18 protein-coding genes are annotated in these 22100 nt (G+C 42.2%); 11 read left to right on the plus strand and 7 right to left on the minus strand.

Annotated features, from left to right (window positions below):
- Positions 1-73: 73 nt before the first annotated feature.
- Entirely contained in the window at positions 74-1825 is a 1752-nt protein-coding gene (locus tag IEW05_RS22585) for an alpha-glycosidase (protein ID WP_188542133.1), read from the minus strand.
- A gap of 567 nt (positions 1826-2392) precedes the next feature.
- On the opposite strand from IEW05_RS22585, the gene IEW05_RS22590 reads away from it, so the two are divergent.
- From IEW05_RS22590 to IEW05_RS22605, 4 genes are all read left to right on the plus strand, one after another.
- A complete protein-coding gene (locus IEW05_RS22590; protein WP_188542134.1) occupies positions 2393-3718 on the plus strand; it encodes a sugar ABC transporter substrate-binding protein in 1326 nt (441 codons plus the stop codon).
- Between the two features lie 94 nt (positions 3719-3812).
- On the plus strand, positions 3813-5114 hold the full coding sequence (locus tag IEW05_RS22595; RefSeq protein ID WP_188542135.1) for a carbohydrate ABC transporter permease: 1302 nt from the start codon (positions 3813-3815) through the stop codon (positions 5112-5114).
- On the plus strand, positions 5111-5956 hold the full coding sequence (locus IEW05_RS22600; RefSeq protein WP_188542136.1) for a sugar ABC transporter permease: 846 nt from the start codon (positions 5111-5113) through the stop codon (positions 5954-5956). Before IEW05_RS22595 ends, IEW05_RS22600 begins: the two co-directional genes overlap by 4 nt.
- A 142-nt stretch (positions 5957-6098) precedes the next feature.
- Entirely contained in the window at positions 6099-8213 is a 2115-nt protein-coding gene (locus tag IEW05_RS22605; protein ID WP_229753682.1) for a methyl-accepting chemotaxis protein, read from the plus strand.
- A 116-nt stretch (positions 8214-8329) separates the two neighbouring features.
- Here IEW05_RS22605 and IEW05_RS22610 read toward each other — a convergent pair whose 3' ends face one another.
- A complete protein-coding gene (locus IEW05_RS22610; RefSeq protein WP_229753684.1) occupies positions 8330-10057 on the minus strand; it encodes an alpha-amylase family glycosyl hydrolase in 1728 nt (575 codons plus the stop codon).
- Between the two features lie 201 nt (positions 10058-10258).
- Positions 10259-11230 (minus strand): LacI family DNA-binding transcriptional regulator, encoded by a 972-nt coding sequence (locus tag IEW05_RS22615; RefSeq protein WP_188542137.1) that lies wholly within the window; start codon positions 11228-11230, stop codon positions 10259-10261.
- 208 nt (positions 11231-11438) lie between these two features.
- Here IEW05_RS22615 and IEW05_RS22620 point away from each other — a divergent pair, with 208 nt between their 5' ends.
- From IEW05_RS22620 to IEW05_RS22630, 3 genes are all read left to right on the plus strand, one after another.
- Complete coding sequence (locus IEW05_RS22620) at positions 11439-12809, plus strand: MATE family efflux transporter (RefSeq protein ID WP_188542138.1); 1371 nt, start codon at positions 11439-11441, stop codon at positions 12807-12809.
- 191 nt (positions 12810-13000) lie between these two features.
- Entirely contained in the window at positions 13001-13435 is a 435-nt protein-coding gene (locus tag IEW05_RS22625; RefSeq protein ID WP_188542139.1) for an NfeD family protein, read from the plus strand.
- On the plus strand, positions 13435-14373 hold the full coding sequence (locus tag IEW05_RS22630; RefSeq protein ID WP_188542140.1) for an SPFH domain-containing protein: 939 nt from the start codon (positions 13435-13437) through the stop codon (positions 14371-14373). The genes IEW05_RS22625 and IEW05_RS22630 overlap by 1 nt, the downstream gene beginning before the upstream one ends.
- Positions 14374-14448: 75 nt before the next feature.
- Here the strand turns inward: IEW05_RS22630 and IEW05_RS22635 are convergent, their stop codons facing one another.
- Together IEW05_RS22635 and IEW05_RS22640 are read right to left on the minus strand one after the other, a co-directional pair.
- Positions 14449-15117 (minus strand): PspA/IM30 family protein, encoded by a 669-nt coding sequence (locus IEW05_RS22635; RefSeq protein WP_188542141.1) that lies wholly within the window; start codon positions 15115-15117, stop codon positions 14449-14451.
- A gap of 44 nt (positions 15118-15161) precedes the next feature.
- Complete coding sequence (locus tag IEW05_RS22640) at positions 15162-15386, minus strand: PspC domain-containing protein (RefSeq protein ID WP_188542142.1); 225 nt, start codon at positions 15384-15386, stop codon at positions 15162-15164.
- 260 nt (positions 15387-15646) lie between these two features.
- Here IEW05_RS22640 and IEW05_RS22645 point away from each other — a divergent pair, with 260 nt between their 5' ends.
- From IEW05_RS22645 to IEW05_RS22655, 3 genes are all read left to right on the plus strand, one after another.
- Positions 15647-16192 carry a flavodoxin family protein gene (locus IEW05_RS22645; protein WP_188542143.1) on the plus strand — a complete coding sequence of 182 codons (546 nt, stop codon included), beginning with the start codon at positions 15647-15649 and terminating at the stop codon, positions 16190-16192.
- A 125-nt stretch (positions 16193-16317) separates the two neighbouring features.
- A complete protein-coding gene (locus tag IEW05_RS22650; RefSeq protein ID WP_188542144.1) occupies positions 16318-17055 on the plus strand; it encodes a glycerophosphodiester phosphodiesterase in 738 nt (245 codons plus the stop codon).
- Positions 17056-17059: 4 nt separating this feature from the next.
- Positions 17060-18280, plus strand: coding sequence for an SLC45 family MFS transporter (locus tag IEW05_RS22655; protein WP_188542145.1), 1221 nt, complete (start codon positions 17060-17062; stop codon positions 18278-18280).
- Between the two features lie 89 nt (positions 18281-18369).
- Here IEW05_RS22655 and IEW05_RS22660 read toward each other — a convergent pair whose 3' ends face one another.
- Complete coding sequence (locus IEW05_RS22660; RefSeq protein WP_188542146.1) at positions 18370-19053, minus strand: YcnI family copper-binding membrane protein; 684 nt, start codon at positions 19051-19053, stop codon at positions 18370-18372.
- 29 nt (positions 19054-19082) lie between these two features.
- The gene (locus IEW05_RS22665) at positions 19083-20756 is read right to left on the minus strand and encodes a copper resistance CopC/CopD family protein (protein ID WP_194434157.1); all 1674 of its coding nucleotides are present in this window, start codon (positions 20754-20756) and stop codon (positions 19083-19085) included.
- 280 nt (positions 20757-21036) lie between these two features.
- Between IEW05_RS22665 and IEW05_RS22670 the strand changes: the two genes are divergently transcribed.
- Positions 21037-22014, plus strand: coding sequence for a diaminopimelate dehydrogenase (locus IEW05_RS22670; RefSeq protein ID WP_188542148.1), 978 nt, complete (start codon positions 21037-21039; stop codon positions 22012-22014).
- The last annotated feature ends 86 nt before the right edge of the window (positions 22015-22100 follow it).

Here is a 22100-nt window from a genome sequence, read left to right on the forward strand (position 1 = left end):
AATCCCAACAACATAAAGAAGCAGGTGTCTATCCTTATTGATAGATGCCTGCTTTTCTTATGGTGAAGTCCGCTTATTTATTTGCTTTTAATATCGCATATCCGTAAGCTGAGAGCTTAACTTGTAATGTGTTGTTATCCTCAGTAAGAGTCATGTCCTCAGTCCCAGTAGCACACATCCAGCCTGTTTGTTCCAGGGGTATTTCAAAAGTTTGTGCAGTACTGTCATTGTTAAGCAGCACGAGCACGATTTCATCTCCTAACCTGCGTTCATAAGCGAGTTTTGTTCCACCCTCATCCGCCATGAGGAATTTTAATGAACCTGTGCGTAGCGAAGGAAGCTGCTTGCGAAGAGCGATCATCTTCTGAAAGAACATGAATAAATCGCGGTCTTGTAACAATGGGTCCCACTGCATGCATTTTCGGCATGCCGGATCTTGTCCACCATCGAGCCCGATTTCACTTCCGTAGAAGATGCAAGGCGTTCCAGTGTAAGTAAACAAGAATACAGATGCCAATTTCATTTTGTCCTTATTTCCTTCGCATAAGGTTAACAGTCGCGGAGTATCATGACTGTCTAATAAGTTGAAGGCGACTTCGGTTGCTTGTTGGGGGTACCTAGCTAATTGTTTACCAATTGCATGAGAGAAACCTTGCGCATCTAGTGTTCTACGTACGACAAAATCCAACACAGCTTCTGTAAAAGGATAGTTCATGACAGCATCAAATTGGTCTCCTTGCAACCAACTCGATGATTCATTCCAAACCTCTCCAAGGATATAGGCTTCTGGATTAGCTTTTTTCACGACATTACGGAACTCCCGCCAGAACTTATGATCAACTTCGTTTGCAACATCAAGCCTCCAGCCATCAATACCTACTTCAGTAATCCAGAACTGTGCTACTTGAAGCAAGTAGTCCCTTACTTCCGGATTACCTGTGTTTAACTTAGGCATTGCTTGTTCAAAAGCAAAGGTATCGTAGGTAGGTACGCCATCGATCACTTCCAAAGGAAATGTATGTACATGGAACCAGTCTTTGTAGAGGGAGTGTTCTCCTTTTTCCAATACATCGACAAATGGAGCGAATGTTTTACCAGAATGATTGAACACGGCATCTAGCAACACGCGAATACCCCGTTCATGACATGCAGTAACGAGTCTTTTCATCGTATCTACATCACCGAAATGAGGGTCGATGGTTGTGTAATCTTCGGTATCGTACTTATGATTGGTTGTTGCAGTGAACACTGGCGTGAAATAAATGGCTGAAATACCAAGCTCACTTAAATAATCTAAATGATCAATAACTCCCTGCAGATCACCGCCAAAGAAGTTATTACGTTCAGGTTGGCCACCCCAAGGAAGTACATTTGCTGGATCATTTCCAGGGTCTCCATTAGCGAAGCGCTCCGGGAAAATTTGATAAAAGATAGCATTTTTAACCCACTCGGGTACTGTGAAAATATCGGAAGGGTTAATGTAGGGATATTCGAATAGACGATTAGGTGTTGCTGGGCGTGTTAGTGTAAATTCGTCTTCGGACATCCACATTTGCTCTTGTCCCGATTGTAACAAGAAAGCGTATTTTAAACGGCGAAACCGTGGTTTCACCGAGCATTCCCAATAGTCAAACATTTCGTCTGAAACAAATTTTTTCATAGGAATCAACGCTGTTTCTTGCTCCCACGCATACTTGTCTCCTGCGTAAGTAAATACCTCAGTAAGATCATTTTTCTTGGAACGTAGACGAAGGTGGATCGTTTCACGATCGTAGGCGTAACACCAATTGAGTCTAGGTCGATGATAAATTGCTTCTAGCAGCATTACATATTGCCTCCTATATTTCGTGTGATAAATAAAAAGGCACACCCAGGCCGAGAAACTGAGGCCGAGAGCGTACCTTTCGATAACATTGCCTTTCAGTTTATATCCGAAGAAAAGAGATAATCAACTGTTTAAAATACCCAATCTTTGCTCGGAGTATAACATTGTTCAAACCATTGCACAAGTTATAAAATTGTTTATTTTGAGCAGGGAGTCCAAAGTTCTAGTGAATCGCTCGGAAGTATTGATATACAAGGAAAAAGTAGAAGTTTTATCGAGCAAATGACTAGCATTTTTTGAGTACGAAAATTAGATATATTGCGATTAAGAGAGCATGTTAAAGATATCCAGAGAAAATTATGGAAATATGTTTAAAAACGACATGTGCAAACGTTTTTACAAAGGTGAGTCTGTGTTGTATGATGTTCCCAGGGATAAAGCGCTTTCCAACCTAAAATCTGGATGTATTTCACGAAAATACAGAATCCTTTCAGAAATTATGAAATCGTTTGCGCATTTTCCTTGAAAAAAAGATGGATGTATACATTAAGGGAGGGGTTATTTTTTATGAAACTTAAAAAGCTACTGGTTCTGGTTGCTGCAGTATCGCTGATGATTTCTATTACAGCTTGCGGCTCGAAGACCAACAATGCAAACAGTGCCACGAATGCTCCAGCAGCAACGAATGCAACTGAGAGTAATACGCCGGCAACCGATGAGCCAGCTGCAGATGATACAGCGATTGTGCCTGAAGATGGTGCGGAATTATTCATTTGGGAAAGTAAAGACGAAATGGCTTTTACAAATGAAATCGTAAAACAGTTTGAAGAAAAATATGGCGTTAAGGTAAAAGTAGAAGAACTTGCACCACCAGATCAAGTGGGTAGACTTACAACTGACGGCCCTTCAGGACTTGCTGCCGATGTTCTCATTATCCCGCATGACCACTTGGGTAATGCTGCAACTTCAGGGTTGCTACTCGCTAACGATGTGTTCGCCGAAGAAACAACAAAGAACAATACGGAATCCTCTATTGTTGCTTCCACATATGACGGCACATTGTACGGCTATCCGAGAGCAGCAGAAACAACAGCGCTGTTCTATAACAAATCACTTTTACCAGAACCACCGAAATCTTTTGATGATGTTATCGCATTCGCAAAAACATATAACGATGTGAAGAATAAGAAGTATGCATTAATGTGGGAAACAGGCAACATGTACTTTAACTATCCATTCATTGCTAGTTCTGGTGGTTACCTCTTCGGTAACAACGGTACAAACAAAGATGATATGGGACTCGCTAATGACGGTGCAATTGAAGGCTTGAAAGTGTATCAAAGTCTAGTTGATATTCTTCCAATTAAGAGTGGGGATATTAACCCAGATATCAAACGTGGTTTGTTCAACAGTGGCGATGTAGCTATGGATATCAATGGTCCTTGGGAACTCGCTGGTTACAAAGAAGCTTTAGGTGATAATCTTGGAGTTGCACCTGTACCGACTGTTGCTGGCAAAACAGCAATTACGTTCTCAGGTATGAAAATCTATGTAGTTAACTCCTTTACGAAATATCCAAATGCAGCAAAATTGTTCGCAAACTTTGCTTCGGATAAGAATGCACAACTTCTTCTGAACGAAAAAGTGGGTTCAATTCCTACCAACCTTGAAGCACTTGAATCAGATCAAATCAAGAATGATCCATTCGTATCCGGATTTGCTGAGCAAGCTAAAAATTCTCAGCCGATGCCTTCCATTCCAGAGATGTCCAACGTATGGGCTCCTGTAAATGCGGCTCTTCCAGAGATTTGGAACAATAAGGCCGATCCAAAAACAGCTATGGAAAAAGCGATCAAACAAATTACAGATTTGAATAACGGGGCTGCTGAGTAATTAGAAGAGACAATACCCAAGCGGAATTGTTTTACCCGCCGCTTAAGTGCGGCGGGTAATTCCTCGATTTCACAGGGGAGAGGAAGGAATCGCAATGGACCGACATCGGAACAAGGCAACTGTACTGTCGATACTATGTATGGGATTGGGACAATTATACAATCGACAATTCATCAAAGGACTACTCTTTTTAATATTTGAAGTATTCGGCGTTACCTACTTAATTAATAACTTGCCAAGAGCTTTATGGGGAATTGTCACACTTGGGGATACCCCGAGAATGCTCGTAAAAGGCAAGTGGGTGGACGGGGACCACTCCATTTTTATCTTAATTTCAAGCTTGATTACGTTATTGTTCTTAGTCGTATTCATTATTGTCTATGTAATGAATGTCAGAGATGCTAGGAAGGTAGGACATGAAAGAGAGCTCGGTAAGCGAGCTAACAATTTCAGACAATCGATAAGATATGTATTGGACTATAAGTTTGCTGTTGCATTTTTAAGTATTCCAGCTATAGGAATTTTATTTTTCACGATAATGCCGATCATTTTTATGGTGTTATTAGCATTTACGAACTACTCTGCGCCGAAGCATATTCCACCTGCAATGCTCGTTGATTGGGTCGGATTTGGTACCTTTAGAAATCTATTAGCACTTAAAACATGGAGTCATACCTTCTATGGCGTATTGACTTGGACAATTATTTGGGCGATTTTATCTACGATCACCACCTATTTCGGAGGGATGCTCGTCGCATTGCTCATTAATCAAAAGGGGATCCGCTTCAAAGGGGTATGGAGAACCATTCTTATTCTTCCTTACGCAATCCCACAGATTATCTCATTGCTTGTGATGAGAAATTTGTTTAATGGTCAATTCGGACCCGTAAATCAGTACCTTCAGTATTTTGGACTTGGAGGGTTACCGTGGCTGACAGATGAATTTTGGGCTAGGGTAACAGTAATCCTTGTTAATATGTGGGTTGGTATTCCTGTCTCCATGATACTTATTATGGGCGTACTGACTACAATACCAAGAGATATGTACGAAGCGGCTGAGGTGGATGGTGCATCGGGGTTCCAGAAATTTAAGATCGTTACCCTGCCGATGATTCTATTCACAACAGCTCCAACTCTGATCATGCAGTTTGCTGGTAATATCAATAACTTTAATATGATCTTCCTATTAACAGGGGGAGATCCGGTCAAGGGTGATTATCAGTATGCAGGGGCTACCGACTTGCTGGTAACTTGGCTGTATAAGTTAACATTGACTCAGAACAAATACAACATGGCTTCCGCTGTTGGTATCATTATTTTCTTAATCATCGCCTCGTTCTCGATATACAATTATCGCCGAACTGCGTCGTTTAAAGAGGAGGATATGATCCAATGAGTGGACTAAAGATGAGAAACTTTCTACGTTTAACTGCAAGCTACATTGTCCTAGTTATCTTGGCGATTGGTGCAATCTACCCAGCCTTGTGGATTATATTAGGCTCAGTACGACCGGGGAAGTCGTTGTATAGTAAGACGCTATTGCCAGAAAGTTATACACTCAAACATTATTCTGAGTTATTCACGTCTCAGAGTGTCCTATTTGGCCAATGGTATATGAATACATTGAAGGTTGCTATTTTCTCAATGTTATTGGGGGTTCTTCTTACCCTGCTTACCAGTTACGCCGTATCTAGATTCCGGTTCCGCGGTCGTAAGACGGCGTTGTCAACGGTCTTGGTTCTGGGGATGTTCCCAGGGTTTATGAGTATGATCGCGATTTTCTTGCTGCTGAAAGAGCTGAATCTGCTAGATACACATATCGCTTTGATTATCGTGTATGCATCAGGTGCTCCCTTAGGGGGAACCTTGATCGCCAAGGGATTCTTTGATACGATCCCACGGTCTCTTGACGAAGCGGCTAGAATTGATGGTGCTACTAACTTTGCTGTATTTACCAAGATCATCTTACCTTTATCCAAACCAATACTAACTTATATGGCATTAACGCAGTTCGTTGGCCCTTGGGTAGATTTCATTTTCGCTAAGCTTGTTCTACGGACCAAGGAAAAATGGACACTTGCCGTGGGGATGTGGGACATGGTAAATGCGAACCAGAACTCCAACTTCACCTTATTTGCTGCCGGAGCGGTTCTGATTGCAGTTCCTATTACAATATTATTTATGTTCTTACAGCGTTTATTGGTAGACGGTCTAACATCCGGCGCCAGCAAAGGTTAATGATCACAACATAGAGGATTTATCATAAAGGGTAAAGACACTAATGGTATAGTCTCGGCATTTGCGGGAGGCTATACCATTTTTATAAGCTTTTTATCATGCTTCTGACTGAATATACCCATGAAGAAGGGGGAGACAAGCATTGAAACTGTGGGGCCCTGTTCAATTTAAGTCGGTCGGGATGAAAATGTTCGTTATTATATTTGGAGCTATTGTATTATTATCGGTGGTTTTGGGATTAAGTTCTTATCTTATATCCAAACAAATCATTCGTGGTCAGGTCGGGATGGCATCGAGTCAAGCGATTGAACAAGCTGCGGACAAGCTTGATTTCTTATTTACTCAGTATGAATCAATTTCAAGACAGTTAGCTGTAGATCAAACGTTAAAGAGTGACCTGGAGATCGTCAATCGGAAAGAGATCGACACCGTGACAAAGACCCAAGCAGAGGGACGGATCAATAAGAAGTTGGATTCTCTGAGAGCGGCTGATGACCGACTCCTGGGAGTGAGACTTGTCAGTAAGAGCCTAGAGGAGACGAGGTCTTACAAGTCTACTGGCATCAGTGGTATTCGTTCAGATGAAGTTGTCGAAGGTAGAGTGAAGCAGGTACTTGATGCTGCAGGTGACCCCATATGGCTTCCAGCGCTTAAGCAGGGCTTTTTCGATGCTTATAGCGAACCGACGATAACGATGGGAAGATTACTGAGGAATATGAAGGATCCGGATGCAGAGTACATTCTTTTAATAGAAATTAAAGAGAAATCACTTGGAACCTTATTGTCCAACCTCAAGATTGGTAATTCAGGTGAAGTACGTATTCTTACAGCAGATAATAAGATTGTTCATGCTCCAAACAATGAACTCTTAGAGTCAAAATCATTTATTGGCCTAGATGATAACTTGTTAAAGAGTGAGCAAAGTTCATTTAGCAAGGAAGACGAGCAAGGTGTTAAGCAACTGGTGGTGTTTCAGCCTCTAAATGTAGCTAATTGGCGAATCATTGGATATGCACCTGAAAGCGATTTCTTAAGTGCGGCGGATAAACTAATCTATGTGATGTTATCTGTGTTACTGCTCGCCATTGTTGTAGCTCTACTTATCGGATACTATTTGATTCGAATCATTGGTAAGCCGATGGAAAAGCTGTGCCGTTTAATGGAAGAAGGAGAACGTGGGAACCTGAAGGTTCGGGCGAATTTTAAAGGGCGAGATGAAATAGGAAGATTAGGACACAGCTTCAATAAAATGCTGGAACAAATTTCGCTCTTGGTGGACAAGACGAACCACTCAACTCAGGAGTTGCTAACGACTGCAGAGAATTTAGCTAAGGCATCTAAGAACACATCGCAGACAGCAGGTGAAATCTCTGTAGCTACTGGAGAAATTGCTAATGGTGCAACCAGCTTGGCCAACGAAGCGGAAAGAGGATCTGAGCTTGCCCAGAACATCGGATGTCAAATGAATAAAGTTGTAAAAATGAATGATACGATGAATCAATCCGTTGAACGCGTTATTGAAGTTAGCCGCCAAGGTAAAGAGTACATGGAGCAATTAGTTGGCAAGACCGAGGCGGTAACACGTATGACTGGATTAATTGAGGAAAACTCCGATAAGCTGAATAAGAGTACATACTCGATCCGAAGTATATTGGCACCAATGGTAGAAATGACGAAGCAGACCAACATCTTATCTCTTAATGCATCCATAGAAGCATCGAGAGCGGGAACAGCCGGTAAAGGGTTTATGGTCATTGCAGAAGAAATACGTAATCTTGCAGTTCAATCCAATAATTCAATTCAGACTGTATCCACGATAACCGAGGAAATTCAAGACGCGATTCAGCATACGGTGAATGTGTTACAAAGTATAACACCGATGTTTGCTGAACAATTAAGCTCCGTTAAAGAGGTTAGTTCCATCTTTCAGAATGTGACTGGTGAAATGGAAAACTTCGTAGAGGATATTCAAAGCTCATCCACCTCTGTTCATGAACTGATGGCCTCTCAAGTGTCGCTTAGTGAATTCATCATGAACGTAAGCTCAGTAGTAGAGCAGAGCAATGCATCAACGCAAGAAGTAGCCTCGATGTCATCGGATCAGTATAAAGTTAGTGAAGAGCTTGTTACGTTATCCAACCGATTAGAGGAATTAGCGGAGTCGCTTAATCAATCGTTGAATTCATTCCATATAGACCAAGCTGTAAATATGTCACTTGTGTTATCAGATCATGGTGAAGAAGATGTACCTGCGTAAAAAGGGCCATGGATTCGGAACTTCGCTCGCATAAGTAAGGGGCTGCTCCCATAGGTCTTTATAGACCAGGGAACAGCCCCTTGTTGTTCTTGAGTAACACTACAGTTATTTACATTTTATTGGAGAATAACTGTTGTATAAGCCGGAAGTGTTAGTTTCTTTCCATCTAGCTTAGCCTCTTGCTTTGTTGTTTTCAAGACACTTTTAAATTCGCCAAATTCGGTACCCTGAGAAAGTTCTACAGTTTGTTCAGCACCGGACAGGTTATGAACAACGAGTACGGTATCTTGGTCACTTTGCCGGATATAAGCCGTAATACTGGAGTTATCTACAGTGTATTCCCTGATTCCTCCGTCTCTTAGAGCAGGGATAGAACTCTTCCAGGAAATTAATTGTCGATAGTGAGATAGTAAGGAGTTAGGATCCGTCAGCTGTTCTTCCACACTAGTTCTTGCCTTCCCTTGATTGTTCACCGATAGCTCCCAAGTAGCTTGCCCTGGTGCATTGGCGTCTTTGGACCAAACCATCGGTTCTCGAATCGCTTCATCTGGTTTTACCCCAAGCATCCCGACTTCTTCTCCATAATAGATAAATGGATTTCCAGGGAGGGTCAGCAAGAGGCTAGCGGCCATTTTTGCATGATCGATATTTCCATCCAATTGGCTCATCGCTCGATTTATATCATGATTCGTCAGGAAGGTTGCATCGACGAACTTCCCTCCCGATTTCTCGGCATACAGGTTATAGGTACGCTCAAGCGTAAAGCCGATATTACTGTCTCGTTCGGATTTAACCGACTGGATCATCGTCTCAGCCAAAATAAAGTTGAAACTGGAATCAAATGCATTGTTGAGGTAGGAGGCTAGCGTCACAATGCCCTTATCCCATACTTCACTTACAAGATAAGTGTCTGGCTTGGTCAACAACAGGCTACTGCGGAACTCCTGCCACCAAGCCACATTCTTGTCTGTTGTTGCCTGGCTCTTGTCAGTCAGCAAATCTTCATAGATATGCTTGGCAGCATCTACCCGGAAGCCGTCCAATCCTTTATCTAGCCAGAATTTGCCGATATCCTTCATTTCGTCACGAACCTCTTGATTATCAAAGTTCAGATCTGGCATGCCTGCCCAGAAGGTGCCAAGATAATGCTCATCCTGACCCTCTGGAGTATGCCAAGGATTGCCGCTGCCAGCAGCACTGGTTCCAGCAAGACTTCGCTTATTGTCTTCGGCCCACACATACCAGTTACGATATTTACTGTTCTTGTCCTTGGCCGATTCAATAAACCAAGGATTTTGATTGCTTGTATGATTAACAACTAAATCCATAATGACTTTGATGCCTCGTTTATGTGCCTCTTTAATAAACACCTCGAAATCTTCCATCGTTCCATAATCAGGATTGATTTCACGATAATCGGTGACGTCATAACCATGATAGCTAGGTGAAGGATTAATAGGCATTAACCAAATTCCGCCGACGCCGAGATCGTCGTTCGTGTCTGGATTACCATCATTCAGGTAATCAAGTTTCTCCGTCAGTCCTTTGAAATCCCCAATTCCGTCACCATCGGAGTCATAGAAAGAGCGAACGAAAATCTCATAATAAACAGTCGATGGTTGATTTACAGGTGCTGATGTAGTTGTCGTCGTCAAAGCTGCATTCTGATTTTCTGTGAGGTTCGTTTGAGGAGAATTTGATGGGTTCGATTCGTTTGAAGAGGAGTTAGAAGTTCCGCCAGAGCAGCTTGCCAATAAGGCCATAACTAGGGTTGAAAATAAAGCTACGCTCAAAATCGATCTGAATGTCTGTTTAAGAAAGATAATATGATTCCGATTTTTCATAAACGATCTCCTTTGGTAGTGGAAACGCTTTTTTATATTTATAATAACCCAGGATTTAGAAAAATTCAAACGTTTGCACAGCGGGGAATAAAAAAAGTGCGCTGAACCTAAAGGACAGCACCAAATGGCTTGAATGCCTGGATTAAGGTGATAGGACTGGAGTTTCTCCAGTGTTCACCTTTACACGAAATCGTCTTTGTTCTACGGCCTCATAAACTTACTAAAGATGAAGTGTGAGGCGGGATCTTCCTTGCTATTAGTAACCATCGAAGGGATAGGAGTTTGCAAAAGATGCTGCATCAACTCAAAAGAAAGTATTGCTGTATCCGCTTCGGGGTTAATAAGAATCGGCTTCACGGTTGGTGGGAGAATATGTGGACATCCACCAGTACAGAGAATATATACTTCGAGTTGCAGACGAGCAGTTTCGTTAGCTACTAATGTTCCAATAAATTCGTTGGTGACGATTCCAGTTTTCCCGCGTTGGGACTCTAAGAATGAAGACAAACCCTGTAAATTTTTGTTATCCAGAACATAAATAGAATCGGCGGGCACTTGCGAAGAAGAAATGATATGGTCAGTTAGCTCTTTATTATTAAAGGACTCAGTAACTAAAAAGCTTGGTTTAATGTCAATTTGGGACAAATCTCTAAGTTTAACAAAAGTATCTTCATAATCAGGAAGCACCTTAAAAAATAGTGGGTCTTGAATATAGCTGTCCATAACTATCAACGGGACACCCATTTGGAAATGAAGGGATATATCATTGAATACATCGCTATTCACATCTACAAGAAATACGCCATCCAACTCACGCTCTAACACAATGTTGAGGCTCGGATTGGTTGTGTCAATATATGATACAAGTAGGTGATAGCCATTTTCTTTGCAGAGTGACTCTAACCTTTCAGTTAGCATCCCCCAATATAATTTTCTCCAAAATCCATCGTTTGAGTTCCTCATCAATAAAAGTCCCAACAGTCCTGTTTTCCCCTTGACGAGGGCTCTAGCTGTGAGATTAGGAACATAATTTAATTTTTTTGCTATGTCTAATACACGAGAACGGGTGTCCTCGGAAATGGTTTGATTATCGACCTGATTGATAATATAGCTGACCGTCGCAGAAGACACATTAGCTTCACGTGCGATATCTTTCATGGTCACTTTTCTCATATGGTTACCCTACCCCCAATAACAGAACTAGCTGCATTCTTTAATCATATACAAATTTCGATTCTAAAACTATGGTCATATTCGAACAATATTACTTCATCTTCTCTCTTTACTTATTCGATTAAGTGAATATACTTATACGTATAAGTTAAAATGGAATAAATTACATGAAGACCTCAATTATTTATCATGTAAGGGGCGAATTCAGATGAAGCATAAGGAGAATAAGCTGTCATTGTTTGCGTTGACTTGGCCGATCTTTGTTGAAATGCTCTTAGGAATGCTTATGGGCAATATCGATACGTTTATGTTAAGTCATTATTCTGATCAGGCTGTGGCTTCAGTAGGAGTAGCAAATCAAATATTATTTTTTATAAATTTAATGTTTAATGTCGTGTCAGCAGGTACGAGTATAATTATCGCTCAGAATTTAGGGGCAGGAAGGGAGAAGACAGCAACGGAGGTAGCTTCAGTAGCCATTGTTCTTAATATGGTGTTCGGAGTAATGGTCAGTGGACTACTGCTTTTCGGTGGTAAGTTCATATTTCAACTGATGAATATCCCGGAAGAACTAGCTCCTCAAGCATCTACCTATTTATTGATTACCGGTGGATTTGTGTTCCTAGAAGCTGTGAGGTTAACAATGTCGACCATTATCCGAAGCTATGGATTAACAAGATTGACAATGTATGTTGCCCTAGGTATTAATGTGATTCATTTGGGCGGGAATTATGTCGTTTTATATGGCACCTTTGATTATCCATTTACGGGGATTTCGGGTGTAGCCATCTCCACAGTGTTCTCACGATTGATTGGTTTGGTCCTACTCCTCATCTTGCTTAGGGTCAAAACTGATTTTAATTGGAAGCTGAATAAGCTAAGATTCGCCACAATTAAAACTCATGCTTCAGCATTACTTAAAATTGGGATTCCTACGGCAGGGGAGAGTTTCTTCTCTACCTTGGCTCAGATATGTATTACTTCATTTATTGCTCTCTTAGGTACTCAAGCGCTATCCGCTAAAATTTATGCTCAGAACATCGGAATGTTCAACAATCTATTCACAATCTCTCTTGCTCTGGCCACAGAAATATTAATTGGACGATTCATTGGCGCCAAATTGTTCGATGATGCTTACAAAAAGGGCAAAAGGTATCTTAGATCTGCCGTAATATTGTCAGCTGGTTCCGCGCTACTTATTGCTCTTTGTTCGAGGTTTTTAATTGGATTATTTACGGATAATGAGGTGATTATAAATCAAGCGGTGCATTTATTATGGCTGGCAGTCTTATTGGAATCGGGAAGATCGGGAAATCTAATTCTTATCAATGCACTTCGCGCAGCAGGCGATGTAAAGGTCCCTGTCTATATAAGTGTGTCATCGGTTTGGATCATCAGTGTTTCATTATCATATGTACTCGGAGTGTATTTCGGATTAGGTATGGTGGGAGTATATGTTGCTTTTATATGTGATGAATGGATTAAAACTTTGCTATTAAGAAATCGATGGAGATCACGGCGCTGGGAGCAAATCGATTTAATTGGACGTGAAGCAGTAAGAGGACAAATTCCCTTTTGAAAAACAAATCAATTTGAATTAATATCATAAAATATCAAATTATGTATTATTTTGGGAGGGGAAACGTAAAAAAGTCCTGATTTTTAATATTCTGGATAAGTTTTAGGACATAAAAACTTTATTTATTGATACTTTTTACTTAGATACCCGTATACTAATATTATAATGCGGAAAGGTGGTGCATCTATTAGATGCATGCATGGGTAATTTGGTTGATTGCCGCAGGAATCTTGTTAGTGTTTGAAATGATGACGCTAACATTCTACCTACTCTGGTTGAGTCTGGGAGCAGCGGTTGCAGCAATTATCGCACTAATTGCTCCAGAGGGAATCCTGTTGCAAGTGTCTGTCGGTTGTTTGGTTGCATTGGTCCTGACCTTTTTTTCCAAGCCGCTCGTCAAACGATTGCGCGCATCAAAAGGATTTCAGGATATCGGTACCGAATTAGTAGGGAAGCAGGGAGTAGTTGTCGAACCAATCGAACCAGGCCAATTTGGTATTGTGAAGATTGGGGGAGATACGTGGAGCGCTACGTCATTTGAGGCTCTGCGTAAGGATGAATTAGTCCGTGTAATGAAACGAGGCAGTACCATTATCGAAGTGCAAAGATGGGAGGAAATTATTTAATGCAATGGGCAATTATTGTTATCGTTCTTTTAGTAGTTGTTGTATTTATCTCGCTTACTGTTAAAGTCGTACCACAACAGCGGGTAGGGGTTGTAGAACGGCTTGGTAAGTTCCACCGTTTGCTGACACCAGGTCTTAACATTTTGATTCCAGTGATCGATCAGGTGCGTATTAATCATGATTTGCGGATCCAACAAGCAAATGTACCTCCACAAACCGTAATCACGAAAGATAACGTTCAAGTACAAATTGATACGATTATTTTCTATCAAGTAGTAGGTCCAGAACAAGCTACTTATGGTATTTCCGATTATGTATACGGTGTAAGAAACATTTCAACGGCTACAATGCGTCAAATTATCGGTAAGCTGGAACTGGATGAAACATTGTCCGGTCGGGAAAAGATCTCCACTGAGATCCGGGTTGCCCTGGATGAAGCAACTGAGAAGTGGGGCGTAAGAATTGAGCGGGTTGAGGTTATCGACATTAAGCCACCGCTTGATATCCAAGAATCGATGGATAAACAAATGAAAGCTGAACGGAATAAACGGGCTATCGTTCTAGAAGCTGAAGCTGCTAAACAGGATATGATTCTGCGTGCAGAAGGGGATAAGCAAAGTAAGATCCTCAAGGCGGAAGGTGATAAAGAAGCTCGTATTCGTGAAGCAGAAGGTTTACGTCAAGCGCAGGAATTGGAAGCACTCGGGGAAGCAGCAGCTATTAAGTCGGTTGCCGAAGCTGAGAAAGCACGGATTGAGTTCTTGGCAACTTCCGGTTTGACTGAGGAAATCTTAGCTTACCGTTCCTTCGAAGCTCTAACTGAAGTAGCAAAAGGTCCTGCTAATAAAGTCTTTATTCCTTCGAATGCGATTGAGACTCTTGGTAGCTTGGGAGCGATTGCTGAAGTGTTCAAGTCAGGTAAAGACTTGAAGAAATAATACTTAAATGGAAGAGCCCTGGATGTTGTCCAGGGCTCTTCTTTATATAAAGTAAACGGGGTAAATGATTTGAGATTACTTCGAGGACAATTTGTTTTTTAACCGCTGGATTTCTTCACGAACTGCCGAGTCATCTTCTACAGGTGCGGAGCTAACGTTATTGCTAGTCGTAAATGGTTGACTGGAAACCTCAGCGCCAGCTTCCCACTCCAGAATCTTTTCTTCCATTCGTTGGAATCCTCTAGCTGCATCTCCACTTTCAATGCCGCGGCTGAAGTTTGGGCGTACAGCTTGTGCCCGTTCCTTCGCTTTGCGAGCTCTAGCAGCCAATTCGCTTTGCTTTTCTTTCAGACGAGTATATTCCTCTTTGCCTTCTTGCAGGCGAATTTCTAGTTCAACAATGTTGCTACGAACTTCCTCTGCTTCAGCTGCATATTTAGCTGCTTGCTCTTCGAAGTGGATTTTACCGGCAGCAGATTGGTGAGCCAGACTTTCATTTCCTGCTTGTAGAGCAGTTAGGGCATTAAGTTCACTTTTCTTCGCATCTTCCTCAGCGTCTTTAGCTTTTCGTTCTAGTGTGCTAACCGTCATTTTTTGCTGTTTGAGCATGCCTTCCGCTGTTGATATATCTTCTTCCAGATTACGTAAGTACTGTCCTGTCATCATGATTGGATCCTCGACTTTGTTCAATACCTCGTGGAGTGTAGCTTTCGTTAAGTTAGATAGTCTGTCGAATAGGTTCATTTGATTTCGCTCCTTTAGAATTAGTTGTATTGGATTTTAAGATCTTAATAGCTTGAGAATTGATCATCGGGTCCGAAGCCATAAGTTGGTTCTTTCGGCACGATGAGACTTGCGATCAGGTACAAGGCCACTACCGTTCCGAAGCTGAACATCACCGCAACTACAGCGACTAAACGTACAACCGTCGGGTCGATCCCTAACCACTCAGCAATTCCACCGCATAAACCACTAATTTGCTTGTTTGTTACAGAACGATATAATTTTTTCATCTCTAACCACTCGCTTTCTATATATTGATTAATTGGATTTATTTAAAGTATGTGTCCGTTGTTCATGTCTTAATTCTAACGGGATTGCAGACGTCTGATAACGGCCTGCAGACTGTTTTGTTGACTAGACTTTGGTCGGGTAGGTTCCCAGTCATGAAGTCTGGGCTGGCATAAATTGCATAAAACGTAGTATAACAATAGGGAAGCTGTTCCATCAGATGGATCACATCACATCCATAATGAGAAAGGAAGTGCGGTACATGAGTATTGCAGTTTTACACGGCAGCACAAGAGACGGTGGGAACACCGAAGGGTTAGCACAATTAGTTCTGGATGGAATTCCTCATACCGAGATTAAACTTAGAGATAAAAAGATATTACCGATCCACGATCAAAGACATGATGAGGGTGGCTTTGATGCGGTAGATGACGATTACGATGAGATTATTAGGGAAGTGTTGAAACACGATGTTCTTGTGTTTACTTCTCCAGTGTATTGGTACGGGATTTCAGGGACTTTGAAAAATTTTATCGATCGATGGTCACAAAGTCTGCGTGATTCAAGTTACGATTTTAAAGGGACGATTGCTCAGAAAAAGGCATACGTCATTGTTGTTGGGGGAGATAATCCGAGAATCAAAGCATTACCATTAATTCTACAACTCAAACATACATTTGATTTTGTTGGTCTTGGTTTTGAGGGCTACATTATTGGTAAGGCCAGTAAGCCAGGGGATATTGTAAATGACTCTAGAGCTGCAGTGGAAGCTGCTTGGCTAAATGACGAGCTGAAAGCTCAGGTATAAGATCTGAAGGAGAAATAGCTGGCGTGACGGGTAAAGTAGAGGTGCAGAACACCTCTGCTTTATACGGGCTTTACAATATACAAGTATAGTAAGAAAAGATCATGTTACCTGAGGAGGACAATATTTTGACTCAAATCATTAACTTTGCGCATCGCGGCGCTGCAGGACTTTATCCGGAGAACACGATTATTTCTTTTACCCGCGCTTTGGAGCTTGGGGCAACGGGGATTGAAACCGATGTACAAATGACGAAGGATGGTCATCTTATATTGATTCATGATGAAAATCTGCACCGTACGGCTGGTGTAGCAGCTTGGGTGAAGGATCTGACATTAGAGGAAATCAAGTCTCATGAGGTTGGTTCTTGGTTTCATGAGGACTACAGGGGAGAGCAAATTCCTACACTAGAGGAGCTTCTTACGCTTGTGAAGCCGGGTGAGGCTATCATCAACCTGGAACTGAAAAATGGTGTCGTCATGTATCCGGAAATCGAGCGAAAAGTCATTGAGATGGTGCAGCGATATGAATTATCGGAACGCGTAATTATCTCTAGCTTCAATCATTATTCCTTGGTGGAGTGCAAGAAAATAGCACCGGAAATTCGTACAGGCATTTTGTACATGGAAGGGCTGTATGAGCCATGGGATTATGCAAAACGGATTGGCGCAGATGCATTGCATGCATACAAGTATGCAGTGATTCCAGAACTTGTTGCAGCAGCTAAGGAGCAGGGTGTCGTGTATCATCCGTTTACAGTTAATGAACAAAGTGAGATGAAAGCACTCATTCAATTAGGTGTTGCAGGTATTATTACCGATTATCCGGATCGGTTGGCAGAAATATTATTAGCACAGGGAGTGTGATGGGGTGAAGAAGACTTGGCTGCTTGGTCTTGGTTTTTTTAGCATCAGTATAACTTGGGCATTATACAATGCGTTTGTTCCATTATTTCTGGACAACTATTTGAAGAGTACTGCAATGATCGGGTTTATGATGACGATTGATAATTACTTTGCCATGTTCTTGCAGCCATGGATTGGGCATCGTAGTGACAAGACGAATACCAAATACGGACGGCGTATGCCTTATTTGTTGATTGGTATGCCACTTGGCGCAGTCTTTGCCACCATGATTCCCTTACATACGGGTTTTCTTACGTTAGTCATATTTATGGTTCTGATGAACTTGTCCATGAGCTTATTCCGCTCTCCGACGGTTGCTCTGATGCCTGACATTACACCGGACCACTTACGAACGAAGGCTAATGGAGTCATTAATTTTATGGGCGGACTTGGCTCCGTGCTTGCTTTTGGTATCGGTTCTAAATTGTATGGTGTGGGGTCGTATCTTCCGTTTCTAAGTGCAGGAATTGTGATGTTGATCTCCATGATTGTGCTAAAAGCGACGATCAAGGAACCGATAACTCTGGGTGGTGGAATCGGTGTCTCCTCAGAAGCAAAACCCAAAAATCCAGTACGAATAAAAGACCAACTGGACAAGACCACAGTATTAATACTAGCAGCCATCTTCTTCTGGTTTGTTGCCTATCAGGGGGTTGAAGCTCTCTTTACCTTATATGGTAAAAATCAATTAGGAATGTCGGATAGCGCGGCTTCCTTCTCGTTGACCTTTTTCTCTCTTGCTTTCCTTATCTTTGCATTACCTAGTGGTTGGCTGGGGGCTAAGTTTGGGAAGAAAAAAATTATCTCGATCGGTGTTGTTGGCCTAGTCGTGATCTTCGGCTCGCTAATATTCATCGAATCGGTCCTATTGCTACGGGTGTTTCTTATTATTGGCGGGATCTTCTGGGCATGTATCAATATTAATTCGTACCCGTGGATTGTATCGACAGGCAAAGAGGAGAGTATCGGTACGCGGACGGGAATCTATTATTTCGTATCCTCTCTTGCAGCGATCACATCTCCGCCGCTGCTCGGTTGGTTGATTGATTCCTTTGGATATTCAGCGCTCTTTATTAGCGCCTCAGCTGGTATGTTACTAGCCTTCTTGTGTTTGCTCGGGATCGCACCTGAGAAGGCAAAGAATACAAGTGGCCCTGGAAATTCTCTACCGTTAGGGGCAAAATAAACAATTGTATAGTGATAAAATAGCGAACCTCCGGAATCTGCCAGTTATACTGGCGGGATTCGGAGGCTCGTTGTGGTTAGAGTATAAAATTAGGATGACTTCTTAGTGGAACGCAGAGAAATCCAAAGTGCAATAATGGAGACAAGCAATGCTAATCCTGATAGAACGGTGCTCAATATGTTTGCTGTTGACGAACCGTTTTGAGCTGCTTCAGCACCTTCATTTGGGCTTGCAACAATTCCGCTATCGGATGTGTGTTCACCGTCGTGGTCATGTCCGTCTGTAGCTTCTACAACAGCTTGTGTCGTCACCTTCGTAATCGAGTGAGGTTTGTCGGCGTTCTCTTCACCGGTCCATTCTACAATGCTACCGTCGCTATAATATTGGTATGCATCCCAAGCAAGGTTCATTTCATCGCTGGGATTCTTCGCTACGAATTCAAACTCCTGAAATTGTTCAGGCTGGATGCCTTCGCCTTCAGTTTCCCATGTAACTGTTGTTACCAATCCGGTCTCATCCTTGACTAGCTCGACTTTCCAATCGGGAACGGGACGGTACTGTTTGAACTCTAAACCGCTTGGTATTTTAAGCGAAATTTTAACGGTTGGGATATCTTTCTCGACAGGAATTTTGATGCTGTAAGTTTCCCATGCGCCTGGAGAAGAAACCCCAGGTTTCACCGTAACATGGGCACTTGCTATACCCGAGAATAATAACAGTCCGGTTAGTGTAATTAAGCTAAGAATGCTAAGGCGGTTTTTGAAGGTTTTCATAATGTCACTCCTGCTTCTTCATATTTTTATTAGTGGCCAACGGTTAGTGGTAAATTCAGATCAATAACGTCTAATGACTTGAGTAGTACATGAACAGAGACATTCCAGCGCCCAGCCATTGTAATCAATTCATCTGCCTCATACAGCTTATCGCCGGGGAAAGTGATCTCGGTAACACCCATATCCATTTCCTTAGAGGTAAGTTTGAGCGTAATCTGTTCAATGTTCTGGAGTGGCTTCCCATCTGGTGCCTGTAAATCTAATTTAAAATGATTCATTCCCAGGGTATTAGGCGAAATATTGACGGTTACTTTATATCCCCCTGGTGCCGTTCCTGTAAGAATAGGGGGGCCAGGGCTCGATGCAGCAGTAGGGAGGTTGGCCAGTATAGCGGCCAGGAAGAGCACGAGTATCCCGGTACCAAACTCAATCCAAATGCCGGAACCAAGTGATCTTTGTTTCCGTCTCCCTCGCAGAAATCCAGACAAACCAAGAGCTAACATGACTAGCATTAGAAACCCTTTAGCCAGAAGAATCTGTCCGTAGTCCGTATGGAAAAGGGCATAAGGTGTTGGAACATATATTAAGCTACCATAAATTCCTGTTGCCAGAAGGATCACAACACAGATCGAGGCCAGTAAGGAGAAGCGCCCTATGGTCTCCCAGTAAACAGGTTTCAGATCTCGGTCTTTTGAGCCGTGTCTACCAATACCGGGAAGCAGGAATGCAAGTGACAATAGTCCTCCAATCCATAAGGAAGCGGCACTTAGATGGAGAAAATTTGCTGTCACCGCGGCATTCTTCCATGTAGCAACGGATGCATGACCGATGAATGCTTTGCAGAGTAGAATACCGAGACTGCATAGGAAGGCTAATCCTGTGAAGATCATGTCCCCTATACTAGGAGTAGAATCGGCTTTGGCCCGAGCGATAATCCCAAAAATTAATCCGGAAAGTACTAGCAACAGTAATGCTTCATATCCCCAAATCTCTCCAAAGGTAGTACCACGAAGGGTCTCACTGATCAATTCGTTATTCCATCCTTTGCTCCATGATACACCTGCGTCACTCGCGGCTTGTTGTGGTAGGTTCAGTAGGATTCCTGCAGAGGTTAATCCAAAGCCAAGAAGAAGCATGACTTTGCTGCGCGGTAGAAGAACTCCCCTTAGTTTGATCTTCTCTGTATGAGGTAACAGAAACAGGTGGAATATAAGCCCCCCTATGAATAGTGCCATCCCGCTGTATTGAAGCCAGCGGACGAGAAGTAGATCCCAGCTAGGCAGACTATGACCATCGTTCTTTGAAACTTGATTGACTTCGCCTACCTGCTTATTGCCAATCTGGAATGCAATAGTGCCAGAGACGTTATGGCCATCACCTGAGAGAGCCTTCCATTTCAGACTATACACACCCTCTGGCAAGCCTGACTGTAGATCGACGCTTAATTTAGCGGGGTTGTCCGACGAAATCGAAGAGTTATTCTGATCTACACGTTCACCAGAAGGTCCTATGACGGTAAGAGATTGGAACGCTGCCTCAATCGGTTCATTGAAAATAACGTATACAGAATCCGGGGACTGTGTGAGAATTTCATTGTCCGTTGGAGAAGAAGATATGATATATGCATGAGCAGATAGCATTTCAGGCAAAGATAGAAAAAGACAGCCAAATAGGCATAGGATGACCGACCATTTTTTCCACATCTTACGTAATATCAACTCACTTTCCATGGAGTTTTGAAAATAACTGTGACAAATCTAACAATAGAACTCATTGTACAATTATTTTTTTTAAAAGAACATAGCTATAGTGTGACATATATCACACATTAAGAGATCATTTGTATGTGTATATAATGTGAAATAAAAGTACATCCCCACTATCTCCGTAGGAAAAGTTATTTACTTATAATGTTAGATGTTTAAAAATGGATGATAGTAAGATAAAATGAATATTAGATTTTATTTGAAGGAGGAAATGTTAGTGGCATCGAACATCAAAGTAGGTATCGTAGGGTACGGAAATTTGGGCCGTGGCGTGGAAAAAGCGCTGAAACAAAATCCCGATTTCGAACTACGCGCAATTTTTTCCAGAAGAAACCCTGACGATGTGGCGGCAAGTAATGGTGTCGTTCATATTTCTGAGGTTGAGAAGTACAAAGGTGATATAGATGTAATGATCCTTTGCGGAGGCTCGGCCACCGACCTTCCAGAGCAAGGACCGGAACTTGCGGCGTTGTTTAATACTGTCGACAGTTTTGATACCCATGCGAAGATTCCTGAATACTTCGATAAAGTAAATGTAGCGGCTCTAGAAGGTGGAAATGTTAGTGTTATTTCTACTGGATGGGATCCTGGATTGTTCTCATTGAATCGCTTACTTGCGGAAGCTGTTCTTCCAGAAGGTAAAGAGTACACATTCTGGGGCAAAGGTGTTAGCCAAGGCCATTCTGATGCGATTCGTCGTGTTGAGGGAGTTAAGAACGGTGTCCAATACACGATTCCTGTAGAATCCGTAGTAGAGAGTGTTCGTAAGGGTGAGAACCCTGTGTTGGCTACAAAAGACAAGCATCTTCGTGAGTGCTACGTTGTGGCAGAAGAAGGCGCGGACAAAGCGAAGATCGAACGTGAGATTAAAGAAATGCCTAACTATTTCTCGGATTACGTGACAACCGTTAACTTTATTAGTGAAGAGGAACTGAAGAGCAATCACGCTGCGATGCCTCACGGTGGAACGGTGCTAAGAAGCGGTCGCACAGGTGAGAACAGTACACAGATTATTGAATTTGGATTGAAGCTTGATAGCAATCCAGAATTTACCGCAAGTGTTCTTGTAGCTTATGCACGTGCAGTTTACAAGCTCTCGAAGGATGGACAAGCTGGGGCGAAGACCGTTTTCGACATCCCGTATGGTCTGCTCTCTCCGAAATCTCCAGAGCAACTTCGTAAAGAATTATTGTAGAATTAATTAAGCTATTCGCTATTAATAAACCAAAGCCGCAAGAGCCTCTAGTGTCTTGCGGTTTTTTGCGTCATTATACATAACAA

Origin of the sequence: Paenibacillus segetis (genome assembly GCF_014639155.1) — a bacterium.
Lineage (GTDB): Bacteria > Bacillota > Bacilli > Paenibacillales > Paenibacillaceae > Fontibacillus > Fontibacillus segetis.

Coding starts and splice junctions, on each gene's coding strand:
- IEW05_RS22585 (WP_188542133.1), bottom strand. CDS start 1,825: ATGCTGCTAGAAGCAATTTATCATCGACCTAGACTCAATTGGTGTTAC.
- IEW05_RS22590 (WP_188542134.1), top strand. CDS start 2,393: ATGAAACTTAAAAAGCTACTGGTTCTGGTTGCTGCAGTATCGCTGATG.
- IEW05_RS22595 (WP_188542135.1), top strand. CDS start 3,813: ATGGACCGACATCGGAACAAGGCAACTGTACTGTCGATACTATGTATG.
- IEW05_RS22600 (WP_188542136.1), top strand. CDS start 5,111: ATGAGTGGACTAAAGATGAGAAACTTTCTACGTTTAACTGCAAGCTAC.
- IEW05_RS22610 (WP_229753684.1), bottom strand. CDS start 10,057: ATGAAAAATCGGAATCATATTATCTTTCTTAAACAGACATTCAGATCG.
- IEW05_RS22615 (WP_188542137.1), bottom strand. CDS start 11,230: ATGAGAAAAGTGACCATGAAAGATATCGCACGTGAAGCTAATGTGTCT.
- IEW05_RS22620 (WP_188542138.1), top strand. CDS start 11,439: ATGAAGCATAAGGAGAATAAGCTGTCATTGTTTGCGTTGACTTGGCCG.
- IEW05_RS22625 (WP_188542139.1), top strand. CDS start 13,001: ATGCATGCATGGGTAATTTGGTTGATTGCCGCAGGAATCTTGTTAGTG.
- IEW05_RS22630 (WP_188542140.1), top strand. CDS start 13,435: ATGCAATGGGCAATTATTGTTATCGTTCTTTTAGTAGTTGTTGTATTT.
- IEW05_RS22635 (WP_188542141.1), bottom strand. CDS start 15,117: ATGAACCTATTCGACAGACTATCTAACTTAACGAAAGCTACACTCCAC.
- IEW05_RS22640 (WP_188542142.1), bottom strand. CDS start 15,386: ATGAAAAAATTATATCGTTCTGTAACAAACAAGCAAATTAGTGGTTTA.
- IEW05_RS22645 (WP_188542143.1), top strand. CDS start 15,647: ATGAGTATTGCAGTTTTACACGGCAGCACAAGAGACGGTGGGAACACC.
- IEW05_RS22660 (WP_188542146.1), bottom strand. CDS start 19,053: ATGAAAACCTTCAAAAACCGCCTTAGCATTCTTAGCTTAATTACACTA.
- IEW05_RS22665 (WP_194434157.1), bottom strand. CDS start 20,756: ATGTGGAAAAAATGGTCGGTCATCCTATGCCTATTTGGCTGTCTTTTT.